The organism is Azospira sp. I09, from assembly GCF_009177135.1.
Lineage (GTDB): Bacteria > Pseudomonadota > Gammaproteobacteria > Burkholderiales > Rhodocyclaceae > Azospira > Azospira oryzae.
Map to the genome: position 1 here is coordinate 3,654,032 of NZ_AP021844.1, position 16,702 is coordinate 3,670,733.

16 protein-coding genes are annotated in these 16,702 nt (G+C 62.5%); 13 read left to right on the forward strand and 3 right to left on the reverse strand.

The features are described from left to right. Positions 1–15 precede the first annotated feature (15 nt). From AZSP09_RS17120 to motD, 13 genes are all read left to right on the forward strand, one after another. Positions 16–1,710: a methyl-accepting chemotaxis protein gene (locus tag AZSP09_RS17120; protein ID WP_232058816.1), complete on the forward strand. Its 1,695-nt coding sequence runs from the start codon at positions 16–18 to the stop codon at positions 1,708–1,710. Positions 1,711–1,889: 179 nt separating this feature from the next. Next, positions 1,890–2,858: a chemotaxis protein gene (locus tag AZSP09_RS17125; RefSeq protein ID WP_014236801.1), complete on the forward strand. Its 969-nt coding sequence runs from the start codon at positions 1,890–1,892 to the stop codon at positions 2,856–2,858. Between the two features lie 21 nt (positions 2,859–2,879). Further along, positions 2,880–3,818 (forward strand): chemotaxis protein, encoded by a 939-nt coding sequence (locus AZSP09_RS17130; RefSeq protein ID WP_014236802.1) that lies wholly within the window; start codon positions 2,880–2,882, stop codon positions 3,816–3,818. Positions 3,819–3,836: 18 nt separating this feature from the next. Then, positions 3,837–4,229 (forward strand): chemotaxis response regulator CheY, encoded by a 393-nt coding sequence (gene cheY / locus AZSP09_RS17135; RefSeq protein WP_014236803.1) that lies wholly within the window; start codon positions 3,837–3,839, stop codon positions 4,227–4,229. A 3-nt stretch (positions 4,230–4,232) separates the two neighbouring features. Next, positions 4,233–5,105 carry a protein phosphatase CheZ gene (cheZ, locus tag AZSP09_RS17140; RefSeq protein WP_152090728.1) on the forward strand — a complete coding sequence of 291 codons (873 nt, stop codon included), beginning with the start codon at positions 4,233–4,235 and terminating at the stop codon, positions 5,103–5,105. Between the two features lie 12 nt (positions 5,106–5,117). Then, positions 5,118–7,007: a chemotaxis protein CheA gene (locus tag AZSP09_RS17145; protein WP_014236805.1), complete on the forward strand. Its 1,890-nt coding sequence runs from the start codon at positions 5,118–5,120 to the stop codon at positions 7,005–7,007. A gap of 178 nt (positions 7,008–7,185) precedes the next feature. Next, a complete protein-coding gene (gene flhB, locus AZSP09_RS17150) occupies positions 7,186–8,325 on the forward strand; it encodes a flagellar biosynthesis protein FlhB (RefSeq protein WP_014236806.1) in 1,140 nt (379 codons plus the stop codon). Beyond that, on the forward strand, positions 8,318–10,399 hold the full coding sequence (gene flhA / locus AZSP09_RS17155) for a flagellar biosynthesis protein FlhA (RefSeq protein WP_152090729.1): 2,082 nt from the start codon (positions 8,318–8,320) through the stop codon (positions 10,397–10,399). The genes flhB and flhA overlap by 8 nt, the downstream gene beginning before the upstream one ends. After that, positions 10,396–11,775, forward strand: coding sequence for a flagellar biosynthesis protein FlhF (gene flhF, locus AZSP09_RS17160; protein WP_152090730.1), 1,380 nt, complete (start codon positions 10,396–10,398; stop codon positions 11,773–11,775). Before flhA ends, flhF begins: the two co-directional genes overlap by 4 nt. Further along, the gene (locus AZSP09_RS17165) at positions 11,768–12,658 is read left to right on the forward strand and encodes a MinD/ParA family ATP-binding protein (protein ID WP_232058817.1); all 891 of its coding nucleotides are present in this window, start codon (positions 11,768–11,770) and stop codon (positions 12,656–12,658) included. The genes flhF and AZSP09_RS17165 overlap by 8 nt, the downstream gene beginning before the upstream one ends. Positions 12,659–12,670: 12 nt before the next feature. Next, complete coding sequence (locus AZSP09_RS17170) at positions 12,671–13,411, forward strand: RNA polymerase sigma factor FliA (RefSeq protein ID WP_014236810.1); 741 nt, start codon at positions 12,671–12,673, stop codon at positions 13,409–13,411. Further along, on the forward strand, positions 13,404–14,144 hold the full coding sequence (locus AZSP09_RS17175) for a flagellar motor protein (RefSeq protein ID WP_014236811.1): 741 nt from the start codon (positions 13,404–13,406) through the stop codon (positions 14,142–14,144). Before AZSP09_RS17170 ends, AZSP09_RS17175 begins: the two co-directional genes overlap by 8 nt. A 4-nt stretch (positions 14,145–14,148) precedes the next feature. After that, positions 14,149–14,946, forward strand: coding sequence for a flagellar motor protein MotD (gene motD / locus AZSP09_RS17180; protein WP_152090732.1), 798 nt, complete (start codon positions 14,149–14,151; stop codon positions 14,944–14,946). 58 nt (positions 14,947–15,004) lie between these two features. On the opposite strand, the gene AZSP09_RS17185 is transcribed toward motD, so the two are convergent. From AZSP09_RS17185 to flgA, 3 genes are read right to left on the reverse strand one after another with little or no spacing between them, the layout of a single operon-like run. Continuing rightward, complete coding sequence (locus tag AZSP09_RS17185) at positions 15,005–15,484, reverse strand: flagella synthesis protein FlgN (RefSeq protein WP_152090733.1); 480 nt, start codon at positions 15,482–15,484, stop codon at positions 15,005–15,007. A 25-nt stretch (positions 15,485–15,509) separates the two neighbouring features. Further along, a complete protein-coding gene (gene flgM, locus AZSP09_RS17190) occupies positions 15,510–15,923 on the reverse strand; it encodes a flagellar biosynthesis anti-sigma factor FlgM (RefSeq protein WP_332066711.1) in 414 nt (137 codons plus the stop codon). 35 nt (positions 15,924–15,958) lie between these two features. Next, positions 15,959–16,678: a flagellar basal body P-ring formation chaperone FlgA gene (gene flgA, locus AZSP09_RS17195; RefSeq protein ID WP_152090734.1), complete on the reverse strand. Its 720-nt coding sequence runs from the start codon at positions 16,676–16,678 to the stop codon at positions 15,959–15,961. Positions 16,679–16,702 lie beyond the last annotated feature (24 nt).

Sequence of the window (16,702 nt, forward strand, 5' to 3'; positions counted from 1 at the left end):
GGGGATGGAGACAAGATGAGTGCCGTTTGGACATGGCGGGCGATCGCCCTGGTGGTGATGCTGGCAGCTCTCGGATCGGGGGCGTGGAGTTGGGGGGCTCTCGGCGGTGGTTGGGCGGCGGCGGGGACCATGCTGCTGCTGGCCCTGGGAACGTCCCTGGCGCTGGGGGCGGTGATGGATGCCCTGTTCCTGCGCCCCATGCGGGTGCTGCGTCAGGGGATCGAAACCATGTATGCCGACGGCGACCTGACCAAACGGGTGCCGGTGGCCGGCAAGGGCGACGTGGCCGAGACTTCCGCCTCCTTCAATCGCCTGGTGGCCAGCATCCATACCATCATCGGCAAGGTGATCTTCAATGCCGTCGAGGTGGCCAAGGCCTCCCGCCAGGTTCTGGAGGAGGCCAACCGGGTCGCTGCCGGTTCCACCCAGCAGCATGACGCCGCCCAGGCCACCGCAGCAGCCGTGGATGTGCTGTCGAGCAACATGCACGAGGTCAGCCAGCGGGCCCACGAGACCTCGTCCATTGCCCAGTTTGCCAGCGAGTTGTCCGGCGAGGGGGTGGGCATCGTCAATGATGCCTCCCGGGAAATGGAGAAGATCGCCGAGTCGGTGACCCACTCCGCCGAGGTGGTGCGAGCCCTGGGCGACCGCTCCAAGGCGATTTCCGGGATCGTCCAGACCATCAGGGAAATCGCCGACCAGACCAACCTCCTGGCCCTCAATGCGGCCATCGAGGCGGCCCGGGCCGGCGAGGCGGGGCGCGGTTTTGCCGTGGTGGCCGACGAAGTGCGCAAGCTGGCCGAGCGGACTTCCCTGGCGACGGGCGAGATCAGCAGCGTCATCGGTTCCATCCAGGAGGAAACCGCCACCGCCATCACCAGCATCGAGGCCGGTACCGGTCAGGCCCAGAGCGGCGCCGATCTTGCCCGCCAGGCGGCAGACTCCCTCACCCGCATCAATGGCGGCGCCCAGGAGACCATGGAAAAGGTGGATGCCATCGCCGGGGCCATCGAACAACAGAGCCAGGCCGGTCAGGACATCGCCTCCCATGTGGCCCAGATCATGGAAATGGCCCAGTCGAACAGTGCTGCCGCCGAGCTCACCTTGCAGGAAGCCCGTCAGCTGGAATACCTGGCGACGAATCTGAAGGAAATCGGCAACGTCTTCCGCCTGGGCAGCGCCGGCGAGGAGTCCGTGGCGGTCCACGCCAGCATGCCGTCCATGGTGCAGGAACTGGCCGGCAGCGTCGGCCAGCTGCTGGAGCAGGCCATCGATTCCGGCAAGATTTCCCTGGCGGACCTGTTCGACGAAAACTACTCCCCCATCGCCGGAACCCGGCCCCAGAAGTTTTCCACCCGCTTCGATGCCCTGTGCGACCAGTTGCTGCCAAAGTTGCAGGAGCCGCTGCTGGAACGGCATCCCCATGTGGTTTATGCCATTTCCACCAATCGCAAGGGTTACGTGCCGACCCATAACAAACGCTTTTCCAAGCCCCTGACCGGTGACGAAAAGGTGGATTTCATCAACAACCGCACCAAGCGGGTGTTTGACGACCCGGTCGGGCGGCGCTGCGGTTCCCATGAACAGCCTTTCCTGCTGCAGACCTACCGGCGCGACACGGGGGAAATCATGCACGACATTTCCGCCCCCGTTTACATCAAGGGCAAGCATTGGGGAGGTGTCCGGATTGGCTACCGGACGGAGTCCTGATGGGCTTCCTGTGGCTTTCTACCTTTCCGCTCCCATGGTTTTGCATGTATTCTTAAGGTTATAGGTATATTGTCGTTAAAAGTGATGGGTTTCCCTGGGAAACGACCTAGGTAGATTGTTGGCCCATTGCAATTAGAATCTCTAAGAACAATCGTTCCCGCATTCGAGGGGTAGTGGTCATGTCTGAACTGCTCAAAAGTATCGACGCCCGCACTAAACTTGCCGGCACCAATAAGCTGGAAATCCTGCTGTTTACCTTGGGCACCGATTCGCGCAATGGCCGGCGGGAAACCTTCGGTATCAACGTTTTCAAGGTCCGCGAGGTGATGCGCACGCCGCCCATCACGGCGGCGCCGGACATGCCGGCCGCAGTCGAAGGCATGGTCAGCCTGCGCGGCGCCCTGGTGCCGGTGGTGGATCTGGCCAAGTACGCCGGGGTCCAGACCGACACGCCGCGGGACATCATGATCGTCACCGAGTACAACGGCCACACCCAGGGATTCCTGGTGGAGGCGGTGGATACCATCCTGCGCCTTGACTGGGGCATGATGCGGGTGCCGCCGGAGATGCTGGTGGCCCAGATGGGCGGCCTGGTGACCGCCGTGACGGAACTGGCCGATGGCCGTCTGGTGATGATGATGGACGTGGAAAAGGTCCTGTCCGAAACCACCAAGTACGACGACGAGTTCATGTACCGCAGCATCGTCCCCATCGACAAGCCCGAATGTACGGTGTTTTTTGCCGACGACTCGGTGGTGGCGCGCAAGCAGATCGAACGTACCCTGCAGGCCATGAACGTCAAGTACGTGGCTGCCATCAACGGCCGCCAGGCCTGGGAAGAACTGGAGAAAATGGCCGCCTATGCCGTTTCCCTGGGGCGTCCGGTCAATGAAATGGTGAGCCTGGTGCTGACCGACATCGAAATGCCGGAAATGGACGGTTACATCCTGACCAAGAAGGTGAAGAGTGATCCGCGCTTTGCCGGTGTGCCCGTGATCATGCATTCCTCCCTGTCCGGCATGTCCAACCAGAAGCTGGGCCAATCGGTCGGGGTGGATGAATATGTGCCCAAGTTCGAGCCCCAGAAGCTTTCCGAGACCCTGGCGCGGCGCCTGGGGGCTACCCTTCCCGCCACCGTTGAAGCCTGATACTGCCCGGAGCTGACCATCATGGATATGTCGGAAAAGAAGAACCTCCTGGAAAGCGTGGACGCGCGCACCCGTCTGGCGGGTTCCAACAAGATGGAAATCCTGCTGTTCTCCCTGGGAACCCGGGAGACTTTCGGCATCAACGTGTTCAAGGTGCGGGAAGTCGGCCGCACGCCCCATATCACCAAGACCCCGAACATGCCCCGGGGGGTGGAAGGCCTGATTTCCCTGCGCGGCAACGTGATCCCGGTGCTGTCCCTGGCCTCTTTTCTGGAGCTGGACAACCCGCCCGCCGGTCTGGGCAAGACCATGATGGTCGCCGAGTATTCCAAGCGCACCCTGGGTTTCCTGGTGCATGAGGTGGATCGCATCATCCGTGTGGACTGGGAGCGGGTGAAGGCACCGGAAACCGTGCTGGCCGCCAACCAGGGGCTGATTACCGCCGTCATCGAGCTGGAGGGCGGGCATCTGGTGTCCATCCTCGACGTGGAGCAGATTCTGGCCAATGCCTTCGGCGAGGCCATCATCATCGACATCGCTCCGGCCCGCGTCGAAGAAGAGGTGAGCATCTTCTTCGTGGATGACTCCATCGTGGCCCGCAAGAAGATTTCCGAAGTGCTCGACAAACTTGGCGTCAAGCACAAGCATGCCACCAATGGCATGGAGGCCTGGACCCGCCTGCAGGCCATCGCCGCCCATGCCCAGCAGATGGGCAAGAGCCTGCGCGATGAAATCCGCCTGATCCTGGTGGATGCGGAAATGCCGGAAATGGACGGCTACGTCCTGACCAAAAACATCAAGGGGGATGCACGTTTCGAAGGCGTGCCTGTGGTCATGCATTCCTCTTTGTCTTCAGAAGCCAACCGGGCGATGGGCAAGGCCGTAGGGGTGGACTCCTATGTGGCCAAGTTCGACGCCGAAGTGCTGGCCGATACCTTGCGTCCCCTGCTCGAACGATAAGAATTAACGGAGTGAAGCATGTCTGCTGATCCAAAGATGAAATTCCTGGTGGTGGATGATTTTTCCACCATGCGGCGCATCGTCCGCAACCTGCTCAAGGAACTGGGATTCACCAACGTCGATGAGGCCGAGGATGGGGCCATCGCACTGCAGAAGCTGCAAGGGGGGGGCTTCGACTTCGTGGTTTCCGACTGGAACATGCCGAACATGGATGGCCTGACCCTGTTGCAGACCATTCGCGCGACGCCCAATCTCAAGCATCTGCCGGTGCTGATGATCACGGCGGAAGCCAAGAAGGAAAACATCATCGCCGCGGCCCAGGCCGGCGCCAGCGGCTATATCGTCAAGCCCTTCACTGCTGCGGTGCTGGCTGAAAAGCTGCAAAAGATTTTCGAAAAAATGGGGGCTTGAGTCATGAGCGATGCCAATCTCAGCGGCGACAGCGCCGATCTGGAAGCCCTCTTCGACAGCATTGCCTCGGCTCGTCCCGAGCCGGCTGCCGCTCCTGCCCCGGCTGCCCCTGCCGCTGCCGCTGCGGCGGCCCCCGCTGCTACCAATGACAGCGACGACTTGCAGGCGCTGTTTGACAGCGTTGCCGCCACCGTGGCACCGGTCGCCGAGCCTGCCGTTGAAGTCATTCCTGCCGCCGAGGACGGTGAGGGCGAGGCGACGGGCGACGAACGGGACCGGGTCTTCAAACGGATCGGCCACATGGCCCGGCAGCTGCACGACACTTTGCATGAGCTGGGTTACGACAAGCTCCTGGAAAAGACGGTCCATGCCATTCCCGATGCCACTGATCGCCTGGCCTACGTTGCCAACCTGACCGAACAGGCGGCGTGCCGGGTGCTCAATGCAACCGATATTGCCAAGCCGCTGCAGGATGAGCTGGAAACTTCCTCCCGCGCCCTGGGGGCTCGCTGGGACAAGCTGTACGCCAACCAGCTGTCGGTGGAAGAATTCAAGCAGCTGGCGGCGGAAACCCGTGCCTTCCTCCGGGACACGGCACCCCAGAAGGCGGCCGCCACTAACGACCAGTTGCTGGAAATCATGATGGCCCAGGACTTCCAGGATCTGACCGGCCAGGTTATCAAGAAGGTGGTGGTGCTGGCCCAGGACCTGGAAAACCAACTGGTGCAGGTGCTGGTGGATGTGATTCCCGACGCACGTCGCAACGAAAACGTAAACAGCCTCCTCAACGGTCCTGTCATCAGCAGTGAAGGCCGTACCGATGTGGTGGTGAACCAGCAGCAGGTCGACGACCTGCTGGATAGCCTCGGCTTCTAAGGGAGTAGCGCCATGAGCGACTTCGCCGGAATGGAAGACCTGCTGCAGGATTTCCTGCAGGAGGCCAACGACCTTCTGTCCGATGTGGACAATAAACTGGTGGATCTGGAGAAGGCGCCAGACGACCGGGGCTTGTTGAACGACATTTTCCGCGGCTTCCACACCATCAAGGGTGGTGCCGGCTTCCTCAATGCAACCGAACTGGTGACTCTGTGCCACCTGACGGAGAACCTGTTCGACCGCCTGCGCAATGGGGAAATGCAGCTCTCGCCTGAGCTCATGGATATCATCATGGCCGCCACCAAGGGGGTGCGCGACATGTTCGGCGAGCTTTCCGGCGGCGTGCAGCCCCGTCCTGCTCCAGACGATATGCTGGATGCCCTGCGGCATGTGCTGGAAGGTGGGGAAGCCCACGCTCCGGCAGCCGTCGCTGCCGAGCCGGTGGCGGCGCCTGCTGCTGCCCCGGCAGCCCAGTCCGGCGAGCCCGACTGGCAGGCCTTGCATGCGGCAGTGACCGGTGTGGCGCCTGCCGCACCTGCGGCCGTGGTCCCTGCTGCTGCCGAAGTGGTGGTGGCGGAAGCCCCGGTGCAACCCCATTTCCCGCCTTCCGGCCGTCGTGTAAACGACAAGCCGGGGGCCGGCGGCGCGCCGGTGGGGCGCCGCGTCGAAGAGCGTGCCGCGGTACGGGAAAATACCATCCGTGTCGATACGGCCCGTCTCGACCAGGTGCTCAACCTGTCCGGCGAGATCGGCCTGACCAAGAACCGGCTGACCAGCCTGCGGGCCGATATCCTGGCCGGCAAGACCGACGCCGAAACCCTGCATGCCCTGGATCAGGCCGTCAGCCAGCTGGATCTGCTGGTGTCCGACCTGCAGAACTCGGTCATGAAGACCCGCATGCAGCCGATCGGCCGCCTGTTCCAGAAATATCCCCGGATTGCCCGCGATCTGGCGCGGCAGCTGGGCAAGGATGTGGAACTGGTGCTGGCCGGTGAAGAAACCGAAGTGGACAAGACCATGATCGAGGATCTGGCAGATCCCCTGATCCACTTGATCCGCAATGCGGTGGACCACGGCGTGGAGCCGTCCAACGAACGTTCGGCGGCCGGCAAGCCGGTGAAATCCGTGGTGCGCCTGGAGGCGCGTCAGGAAGGTGACCACATCGTCCTGATCGTGGCCGACGACGGCCGCGGCATGAGCGCCGAGCGCATCCGGGCCAAGGCCATCGAAAAGGGGCTGATTTCCGAAGAGGAAGCCAATACCCTGGACGAACGCCAGAGCCTGAACCTGATCTTCCTGCCCGGCTTCTCCACCAAATCCCAGATTTCCGACGTGTCCGGCCGCGGTGTGGGCATGGACGTGGTCAAGACCAACATCCAGAAGCTCAACGGCGCCATCGAGATCCGTTCCGAGCCGGGCAAGGGCTCCGTTTTCATCATCTCCCTGCCCCTGACCCTGGCCATTCTGCCGGTGCTGCTGGTGCTGCTCGGCGATCAGCCTTTTGCACTGCCCCTGTCCATGGTCCGGGAAATCCTGCCCATCGAGAAGGACAAGCTGCAGGAAGTGGGCGGCAAGGAGACCCTGGTGGTGCGCGGCGAAATCCTGCCGGTCATTTCCCTGGCCCGCCTGCTGGGCTGGCCCCAGGATCGGGATCCCGAGTATGGGGTGCTGATGCAGACGGCGGAGCGCAGCTTCATCCTGTCGGTGGACAGCTTCGCCGGCCGGGACGATGCCGTGATCAAGTCCCTCGACGACTTCCGTCCCCGTGGCGTGGCCGGTGTTACCACCCTGTCCAATGGCCAGATCGTTTTGATCCTGGATATGAAGGAGCTGCTCTCGGATCTGGGGCAGCATCTGGATCTGGGGCCGGGCGGCGGCGCGCGGGCGCTGGAATTCGCCTGAAAACCCTTAGCAGTCAACGTACTACCGGGGAGGCTTGGCCTCCCCGGTGTCGTTTACAGGGCGGCAAAAGTTGCCGAGGAGCGGCAAAATTTTGAGACTGTTCACAAAATAAATCGCTTACCTCTTTAATTTTTTTGATTTTTTCCTATAATGGCCGTAATCCATATGGATGCCGGTCATGGCGGAAGATAGCGATCTCGAGAAAACAGAAGCGCCAACAGGCAGGCGCATAGAGCAGGCCCGGGAGCAGGGTCAGGTTCCCCATTCCCGGGAGCTGGGCTCTTTTCTCGTCCTGATCGTTTCCGCCGGCACGGTATGGTTCCTCGGCGGCTGGTTCGTGCAGCGTCTTTCCCTGGTGTTCCGCAAAGGGCTGGTGTGGGACAGGCGAGCCGTGGATGATCCCGAATATGCCCTGACCCGTTTTTCAGCCTTGTCCTGGGACGCAGTGGTTGCTTTTTGGCCCCTGATCCTGGCATTGGTGCTGGCAGCGCTGGCATCCCCCTTTCTCCTGAATGCCTGGAATTTCGCCCCCAAAGCTTTTACCCCCGATCTGACCCGTCTCAATCCGCTGAACGGCATCAAGCGCGTTTTCTCGTGGAACGGGCTGGTCGAGATGGTCAAGGCCGTGGCCAAGGCCGGTCTCATCGGCGGCGTGGCGGTATGGGTTATCTGGCGTGAGCAGGACCAGCTCTTCCAGTTGCTCTCCCTGCCCCTGGATGCCGGTCTGGCTATGGCTGGCGACATGATTTCCTGGAGTTTTCTCCTGATTGTGGCGGCCATGTTCCTCATCGTTGCCGCCGACGTGCCCTTCCAGCTGTGGCAGTACTACGACAAGCTGAAGATGACCAAGGAAGAGGTCAAGCAGGAACACAAGGAAATGGAAGGTAGTCCCGAGGTCAAGGGACGCATCCGCCGCCTGCAGCGCGAGGCTGCCCAGCGTCGCATGATGAGCGCGGTGCCCAAGGCCGACGTCATCGTCACCAACCCGACCCACTTTGCTGTTGCTTTGGCTTACACCGCAGGCATGCGGGCGCCCAAAGTGGTGGCCAAGGGCGTGGATGCCGTGGCCTTGCGCATCCGGGAGATCGGTGCAGAGCATGGCGTGCCCCTCCTGGAAGCGCCGCCCCTGGCTCGTACGCTGTACCGCTTCGCCGAGCTTGAGGATGAGATTCCCGGCGCCCTGTACAACGCGGTCGCCGAAGTGCTGGCCTACGTCTATCAATTGAACCGTTATCGGGAAGTCGGCGGCAGCTATCCGGTGCCGCCCCGGGATCTTCCCATTCCCCAGGACATGATGGTGGAGGCTGCCAATGGCTAGTAACGCCATGTCCCTGCAAGGCCTGTTCGGGCGCCTCAATCCGCGCCAGCTGGCGGCACCCGTCCTGATCCTGATGATCCTGGCGATGATGGTCCTGCCCCTGCCGGCCTTTGCCCTGGACCTCTTCTTCACCTTCAACATCGCCCTTTCCATCATCGTCCTGCTGGTGGCGATCTATACGCTCAAGCCCCTGGACTTCTCCGTCTTCCCCACCATCCTGCTGGTGACCACCCTGTTGCGCCTGTCCCTGAACGTGGCCTCGACCCGGGTGGTGCTGCTGCAGGGGCATACGGGGCCGGACGCCGCCGGCAAGGTGATCGAAGCCTTCGGCCACTTCCTGGTGGGCGGCAATACGGCGGTGGGTATCGTCGTTTTCCTGATCCTGGTGATCATCAACTTCATGGTCATCACCAAGGGTGCCGGCCGGGTGGCCGAAGTGGCAGCCCGTTTCACCCTGGATGCCATGCCCGGCAAGCAGATGGCCATCGACGCCGACCTCAACGCCGGTCTCATTGCCGAGGACGAGGCGCGCCGCCGCCGGGCTGAGGTGGCCAGCGAAGCCGATTTCTACGGTTCCATGGACGGTGCCTCCAAGTTCGTGCGCGGTGATGCCATGGCCGGCATCATCATCATGCTGATCAACGTCATCGGCGGCCTCATCGTCGGCGTCCTGCAGCACAACATGGACGTGGGGGTGGCGGCCAAGAACTACACCCTGCTGACCATCGGCGACGGCCTGGTGGCCCAGATTCCGGCGCTGATCATTTCCATCGCTGCCGGTATGGTGGTGACCCGGGTGGGGGATGACCAGGACATCAGCAGCCAGTTCCTTGGCCAGATGTTCGCCAATCCCCGGGTGATGTGGATTACCGCTGCCATTCTCGGGATCATGGGCCTGATTCCGGGTATGCCCAACTTTGTTTTCATCCTCCTTGCCGCCATGTTGGGTGGCTTGGGTTACCTGCTTTCCAAGCGGGCCGAGCTGGTCAAGACTGCGCCGGTGCCGGTGCAGGCGCCGCCGGCGCCCGAGAACATGGAAGCCAGCTGGAACGACGTGGCGCCGCTGGACGTGCTGGGTCTGGAAGTGGGCTACCGTCTGATCCCGGTGGTGGACAAGTCCCAGGATGGGGAACTGCTGCGGCGCATCCGCGGCATCCGCAAGAAATTTGCCCAGGAAGTGGGCTTCCTGGTGCCGCCGGTGCACATCCGGGACAACCTGGAACTGCGCCCCAACGCCTATCGCATCCAGCTGAAGGGGGTCGAGGTCGGCGGCGGCGAAGCCTTCCCCGGTCAGTTCCTGGCCATCAATCCCGGCCGCGTGGCCGGTACTGTGTCCGGAACCCCGACCAAGGATCCGGCCTTCGGCCTGCCGGCTGTCTGGATTGACTCCAGCCTGCGGGAACAGGCCCAGTCCTACGGCTACACCGTGGTGGATGCCTCCACCGTGGTTGCCACCCACCTCAACCACCTGATCCTGTCCCATGCCGCCGAACTCCTGGGGCGCCAGGAAACCCAGCAGCTGCTGGACCATCTGGCCAAGGAAATGCCCAAGCTGGCCGAGGATCTGGTGCCCAAGGTCATTCCCCTGGGAACGCTGCAGAAGGTGCTGCAGAATTTGCTGGAAGAGGGCGTGCATATCCGCGACATGCGCACCATCATCGAAACCCTGGCCGATCACGCGCCTCGCAACGGCGATCCGGAGGCCCTGACCTCCACCGTGCGCGTCGCCCTGGGGCGCAGCATCATCCAGCAGCTCTATCCCGGCACCGCCGACATGCAGGTCATGTCCCTGGACCCCCAACTGGAACGCATCCTGGTCCAGGCCGTTGCCGGTTCCGGCGAAGGCAGCCTGGAGCCCGGCCTGGCCGATACCCTGATGCGCGAGACCGCCGCCGCCGCCCAGCGTCAGGAAGAGCTGGGCCTGCCCGCGGTGCTGCTGGTGCCGGCCAGCATCCGTACCCTTCTTTCCCGCTTCCTGCGGCGCACCGTGAGCCAGCTCAAGGTGATCGCCCACAGTGAAGTTCCCGAATCCAAAATCATCAAAGTCACCTCGCTCATCGGGGGTAGATCATGAACGTCAAAAAATTCATCGCCGTAAATGCCCGGGAAGCCCTGCGTAAGGTCAAAGAGACCTTGGGTCCCGACGCCATCATCCTCTCCAACCGGGGCGTTCCCGGCGGCGTGGAAATCATGGCGGTCGCTTCCCGCGACATGGCCATGATCGTGCCCGGTCCCTCCCGGGACGAGGTGGCGGTGGAGGACTACAAGGTCAGCCTCTCCAGCGCCTCCCGCCCTGCACCAGCTGCGGCACCGGCCCGGCCTGCCCCTGCTCCCCGAGCCGCAGAAATGCAGCCTTCCCAGCGTGGTGCCGCTGCAAACCCCGCCAGTGGCCCCATCCCGGCCGTCGCCCGCCCGGCTCAGCGTCCGGCGCCCCGTCCCGAGATGGCCGCCCGCTCCGGCGCTACCCGCGCGGTGCGCGAGGAAGAGGAAATCCCGGCTGCGGTCATGATGGAAGAGATCCGCGCCCTGCGCAAAATCGTCGAGCAGCACATGGCCGGTTTCGCCTGGGGCGAGACCGCCCGCATGGAGCCGGTGAAGACGGACATGCTGCGCCAGATGCTGGATGCCGGTTTCTCCCCCCAGTTTTCCCGCGAACTGCTGGCCGAACTGCCTGCCGAACTGGATGCCTCCCAGGCCCAGGCCTGGATCAAGGGCGCTGCCGACCGTTCCCTGCTGACCATCGGCAACGACAACGACATCATCGACCGGGGCGGCGTGTACGCCCTGGTGGGCCCAACCGGGGTCGGCAAGACCACTACCACCGCCAAGCTGGCCGCCCGCTGCGTGGTACGCCATGGCGCCGACAAGCTGGCCCTGGTCACCACCGACGGCTACCGGATCGGCGCCCATGAGCAGTTGCGCATCTACGGCCGCATCCTCGGCGTTTCCGTGCATCTGGTGCGGGACGTGGGCGACCTGCGCAATACCCTGGAAGAGCTGTCCCACAAGCACATGGTGCTGATCGACACCATGGGCATGAGCCAGAAGGACCGCCTGGTGGCCGAGCAGATCTCCATGCTGATGGGCGCCAACGGCGACGTGCGCCGCCTGCTCTGCCTGTCGGCCACCAGCCGCGGCGATACTTTGGATGATGTGATTTCCGCCTACCAGGGCGAAGACCTGGCCGGCTGCATCCTGACCAAGGTGGACGAAGCTGCCAGCCTGGCGACGCCCCTGGATGCCATCATGCGCCACGGCCTCAAGCTGCACTACGTCTCCAACGGCCAGCGCGTGCCGGAAGATCTGCACCTGCCTAACCGGGCCTATCTGCTGCACCGGGCCTTCAAGGACCTGCCGGAAACCTCTCCCCATCGCTATGCCGGCGTCGAGCCGGCCCTGATGATGGCCAATGCGGGCCTGACCGGCACCTATGGAGGCCGTCGTGGCTGAATTCCGGGGTGACCAGGCGGCCGGGTTGCGCCGCCTGTTCGGACGCGAGCAACTGCGGGTGGTGAGTTTCGCCGCCGGCTGCGAAGGCGTCGGCAAAAGCGTTGCCGTGGCCAATCTGGCAGCGGCCCTGGCGCGCCAGGGCAAGGAAGTCCTGATCCTGGACGAGAACACCGGCGCCGATAACCAGGCGGCCCTGTTCGGCGTGCCGGCCCGTTATGACCTGGTGCACGTGGTGAATCGGGAAAAGCCCCTGGAAGAGGTGCTGCTCGCCGCTGGTGCCGGCGTGCGCCTGCTGCCGGCGGCCCGGGCCGTGAAGAAACTTTCCCGTTTTTCCCTGGCCCAGAAGCAGGCTCTGGTGGAAGGCCTGGCGGAGATGGAGCATCCGGCCGACGTCATCCTGGTGGATACGGCGGTGGATCATCCCTTGGGTTTCTCGCCCCTTGGCCTGGCAGCCCAGGAAACGGTGATCGTGCTCTCTGCCACCGGCTCCGCCATCACCGAGGCCTATGCCCTGATCAAGAAAATGAGCACCGGCTACGCCCGGCGCGACTTCCGCATCCTGGTGAACAAGGTCAAGGCCGCCGCCGATGCGGAAGCGATTTTCGACAACATTGCCCAGGTTGCCAGCCAGCGCCTGCATGTCAGCCTGGACTACAGCGGCTGCATCCCCCTGGACGATGCCCTGCGCCAGTCGGCCCGACTCGCCCAGCCCGTGGTCACGGCGTTCCCGGATAGCCCGGCGGCCCGCAGCCTGCGCGGCCTGGCGGCCGACATGCTGCACTGGCCCCAGTCGGGTAGGGAAGGGGGCGGACTCGAACAATTCGTGCAACAGCTGCTACACTTGAGCCAACGCATTACGCCGAGCCCTATCCACGCCGGATAGCCCAACCGACATATGTATAACGCCGCTGGTCAGCTCGACAAGGAACAGCTCGTCCAGCGCTTCGCTCCTCTCGTCAAGCGCATCGCTTACCACCTGATGGCACGCCTGCCGTCCAGTGTGCAGGTGGAGGATTTGGTGCAGAACGGGATGATCGGTCTGCTGGATGCCATGAACCGGTTCGAGACCGGGCACGGCGCCCAGTTCGAGACCTACGCGGCGCAGCGCATCCGGGGGGCCATGCTGGATGGCCTGCGGGAAAACGACTGGCTGCCCCGGGGATTGCGCCGGGACCTGCGCCGCATCGAACAAGCCATCACCCAACTCGAACAGGAGCACGGCCGCGTGCCGACTGAAAAAGAGTTGGCCGAAGCCATGGACATGTCCCTGGCCGATTACCAGAAAATGCTGGGCGAAGCCCGGGGCCACCAACTGCTCTATTTCGAGGATTTCACCGAAGAGGGCGAGGAAGGCTTCCTGGAGCGCCACCTGACGGATCACGATGCCGATCCCCTGCGCCTGCTCGAGGAGCAGAGCCTGCGGCAGACCCTGGTGGCTTCCATCGGCGAGCTGCCGGAACGGGAAAAATTGATGATGGCCCTCTACTATGAGCAGGACCTCAATCTGCGGGAAATCGGCGAAGTCATGGGGGTGACCGAGTCCCGCGTCTGTCAGCTGCATAGTCAGGCCATCGCCCGCTTGCGGGCCAAGGTTCTGGGTGAGACTTCAGGAAAGAAGAAAAAACGCCATGGATAGCATAAGCATTATCGGTTTGCTCCTGGGGCTTGGTGCCATCATCGGGGGTCAGATTCTCGAAGGTGGGCACCTCGGCTCCCTGCTGCAGCCCACCGCCGCCATGATCGTGCTGGGGGGGACCTTCGGTGCCGTCCTGCTGCAGAGTCCCGTATCCACCGTGGTCCGGGCTTTCAAGATGCTCAAGTGGGTGTGGGTGCCGCCGGCGGTCAATCACGCCTGGATGATCAACAGCATTTCCGACTGGAGTCATGTCTCCCGGCGCGAGGGCCTGCTGGCCCTGGAGGGATTCATCGCCCAGTTGCGCGACCCGTTTATCCAGAAGGGGCTGCAACTGCTGGTGGACGGTGCTGAGCCGGAACGTCTGCGGGAGGTGCTGGAGGTGGAAATCGGCACCTATGAAGAGGAACTGAAGGCCGGTGCCAAGTTCTGGGAATCCGCCGGCGGTTTCTCTCCCACCATCGGCATTATCGGCGCGGTGATGGGTCTGATCCACGTGATGGAGAACCTGTCCGATCCCTCCAAGTTGGGGGCCGGTATCGCCGTCGCCTTCGTGGCCACCATTTACGGCGTCGGCATGGCCAACCTGGTGCTGATTCCCATGTCCACCAAACTGAAGGCTCATATCGCCCGCCTGGTGACCCTGCGGGAAATGCTGGTGGATGGCCTGGTCGGCATCGCCAACGGCGACAACCCGCGCATCATCGAGAGCCGCCTCCAGGGTTATGTGAGCTGATCCCATGGGACGCCGCAATAAAAAGCACGCGGACGAGCATGAGAATCTGGAGCGCTGGCTCGTTTCCTACGCCGACTTCATTACTCTGCTGTTTGCCTTCTTCGTGGTGATGTACGCCATCTCGTCGGTGAACGAGGGCAAGTACCGGGTGCTATCGGATTCCCTGATCACTGCCTTCAAGAACCCCTCCATCGTCGATGGGGGCGCCATCACGGTCGTGCCCAAGCGGACGCCGGACAGTGTGGTCAAGCAGATCGTGGTGAAGGAGGATCCCAAGGTCGTCGAGGCCAAACAGCAGCAACGGGACAAGATGCGCAATGTGGCCAAGGACATTTTTGCCGTCCTGGCGCCCCTGGTGCAGCAGGGCAAGGTCAGGGTGCTGGAAACGGCCCGTGGCGTCACTATCGAAATCAACGACAGCATTCTCTTCGCCCCAGGTCAGGCCCAGCTGGAACAGACCTCCATCCGGGCCATGCGGGCGGTCGGTGAGGTACTGGCGCCGACCGATTTCCCCATCACCATCGAAGGACATACCGACAACATCCCCATCCGGACCACCCAATTCCCGTCTAACTGGGAGTTGTCAGCGGTGCGGGCCACCACGGTGCTGCGGTTGTTTGTCGATGCCGGAGTCGCTCCTACCCATCTGACAGCCATCGGTTACGGCGAAACCCGGCCGGTCGAGATGAATGAGACGGTGGAAGGGCGGGCCCGGAACCGGCGGGTCAGCATCCTGATTGATTCCATGCTGCCGGAAAAGCCAACGCCTACCGCGCCAGGAACTGCTGCGGTTACCAATTAAAAGCAGGGATACTCTCTACAGGAGAGTGGAAGAAATTCTGGGGGCGCATAGGGCAAACTCAGGCGGCGTCAATGATGCGCCGGCCGGAGAGCTGAGTAGGCTGCCCATCAGGGCCGTAGAGGCTGTTATGAGACCTGGAGGTGGTCACCAAGGCGTTGAGCAACTGTTGATTGTGCTGCATGCGCATGGAGATGAGTTTGCCGTTCAAAAGGTTCAGTTCCTTGGCCTCCGCCACGAGCTTTTTCAGCTGGCCCCACAGGTCGGCGATATGTGCCGCTTTTGGATTTTCCGCTAGCCACGCTTCTATCCCAGTTCGGTCATGCTGTAGGCCGCAGGTAGAGAGGAACTGGTTGCGATTATCGCTCTGACGGTTGAGGGCGGCTACCAAGGTCATCTTTTCCGCAGTGATGTGTTCCATCGCTTGGGTATCACCGCCCTTTATGGCTTCCTGTTCCTTCTGCAGCAGGGCGACGAATGACTCCATTAGCTCGGACTCAGCGGCCAAATGATCAGGTAGGGAGTGAATAACATCGGGCATAGGCGTTAAGCCCCTACGGGGCAAGTCAGGTCTTGGCCTGCTTTGCGAGCAACTCCTGTGCCGAACTTATGAGTCGGTCAGCGATTGCTCCGGCATTGATGGAGAACCGTCCTTCCGCGATGGCCTGTTTGATGGCGGCTACCCGGCTGGAATCCACTTGGCCTGCTCCGTCTGCTTCCAAGCTGGAGTGTAGGCGTCCCGATAGGCTCAACTGAACCTCCCCGCCACCTTCAGTGACGGGGGATTGGGGCCGGCTGGCGCGCTTTGCTGTCTCTAATCCGGGGCTGCCGGCCGGGGCGAGAGAGGCGTCAATTTTCACGGCGAACCCTTTCAATAAGTATTTCTCAAACACTACTACGACATGAGGCGGCAAAACTTGAGGCCGCAATGCGGCTTTTGCAGTACCTACACCCTTCTCCATTCTAGCGGAAGCGAGCATGAAAGTCTTAGTTACCTCCGGGGTTGGGTGCGGGCTCAGTAACCGATTTCGATGATGCCGCCTGGCCTGGCAATACCGCTAACGCTCTGGCCGTTGGCTGTGCGGGCCTGGGCAATCTGGCCGTCTGCAGCATTGTTCATGGCTCGACCTTCGCTGCTTGCTGAGAATCCAGGGCCTCGGGAGAGAATTTTTACTGTCTGCCCTTGCTGAATTACTAGGGGCGCCATAAGCATTTCCGCCCGTAGCGGCTGTCCTGCTCCGATGGCGTTGCGGACGGTTTTGCCAATGGCTTGCCGGGCGTCAGTGACAACTCCGGCCGGCAGACTGGCTAAATCCCCGCTTTGAGTGGATACATCGTTGAGCGAAAGGGGGTGTCCCGGACTTAGGGGGCGGGCGCTGATGATGTAGTTGGCCTGAACGCTGACTTGGGCGGGGACATAGATAATCCAGCCGGCATCGCCTAGGCAACGAACCCCCACGGTGACTTTCCCCCACAGTCTAGACCCGGGCGGGAGAAAAGCTTCGACAGCGGGGCAGGGGGTGAGTTGGGTCCGACTATCCAGGGGGCTGATACTGAACTGGACCCGGCCGGGTAGGCCTTTGGTCTGGGTGCGGAGGAACTGGTCTACAGCATTGATGACAACGTCTCCGCTGCTCTGGGCCCATACCCAAGATGAAAGGAAGACAAGCAACAGAAAGGCGGACTTGCGACCTAGCAAGCGCAGGCGGATCAGGAGTCGGGCAAGGGTAGTCATGGGCCTATTTTGCCCCAGGCGGTA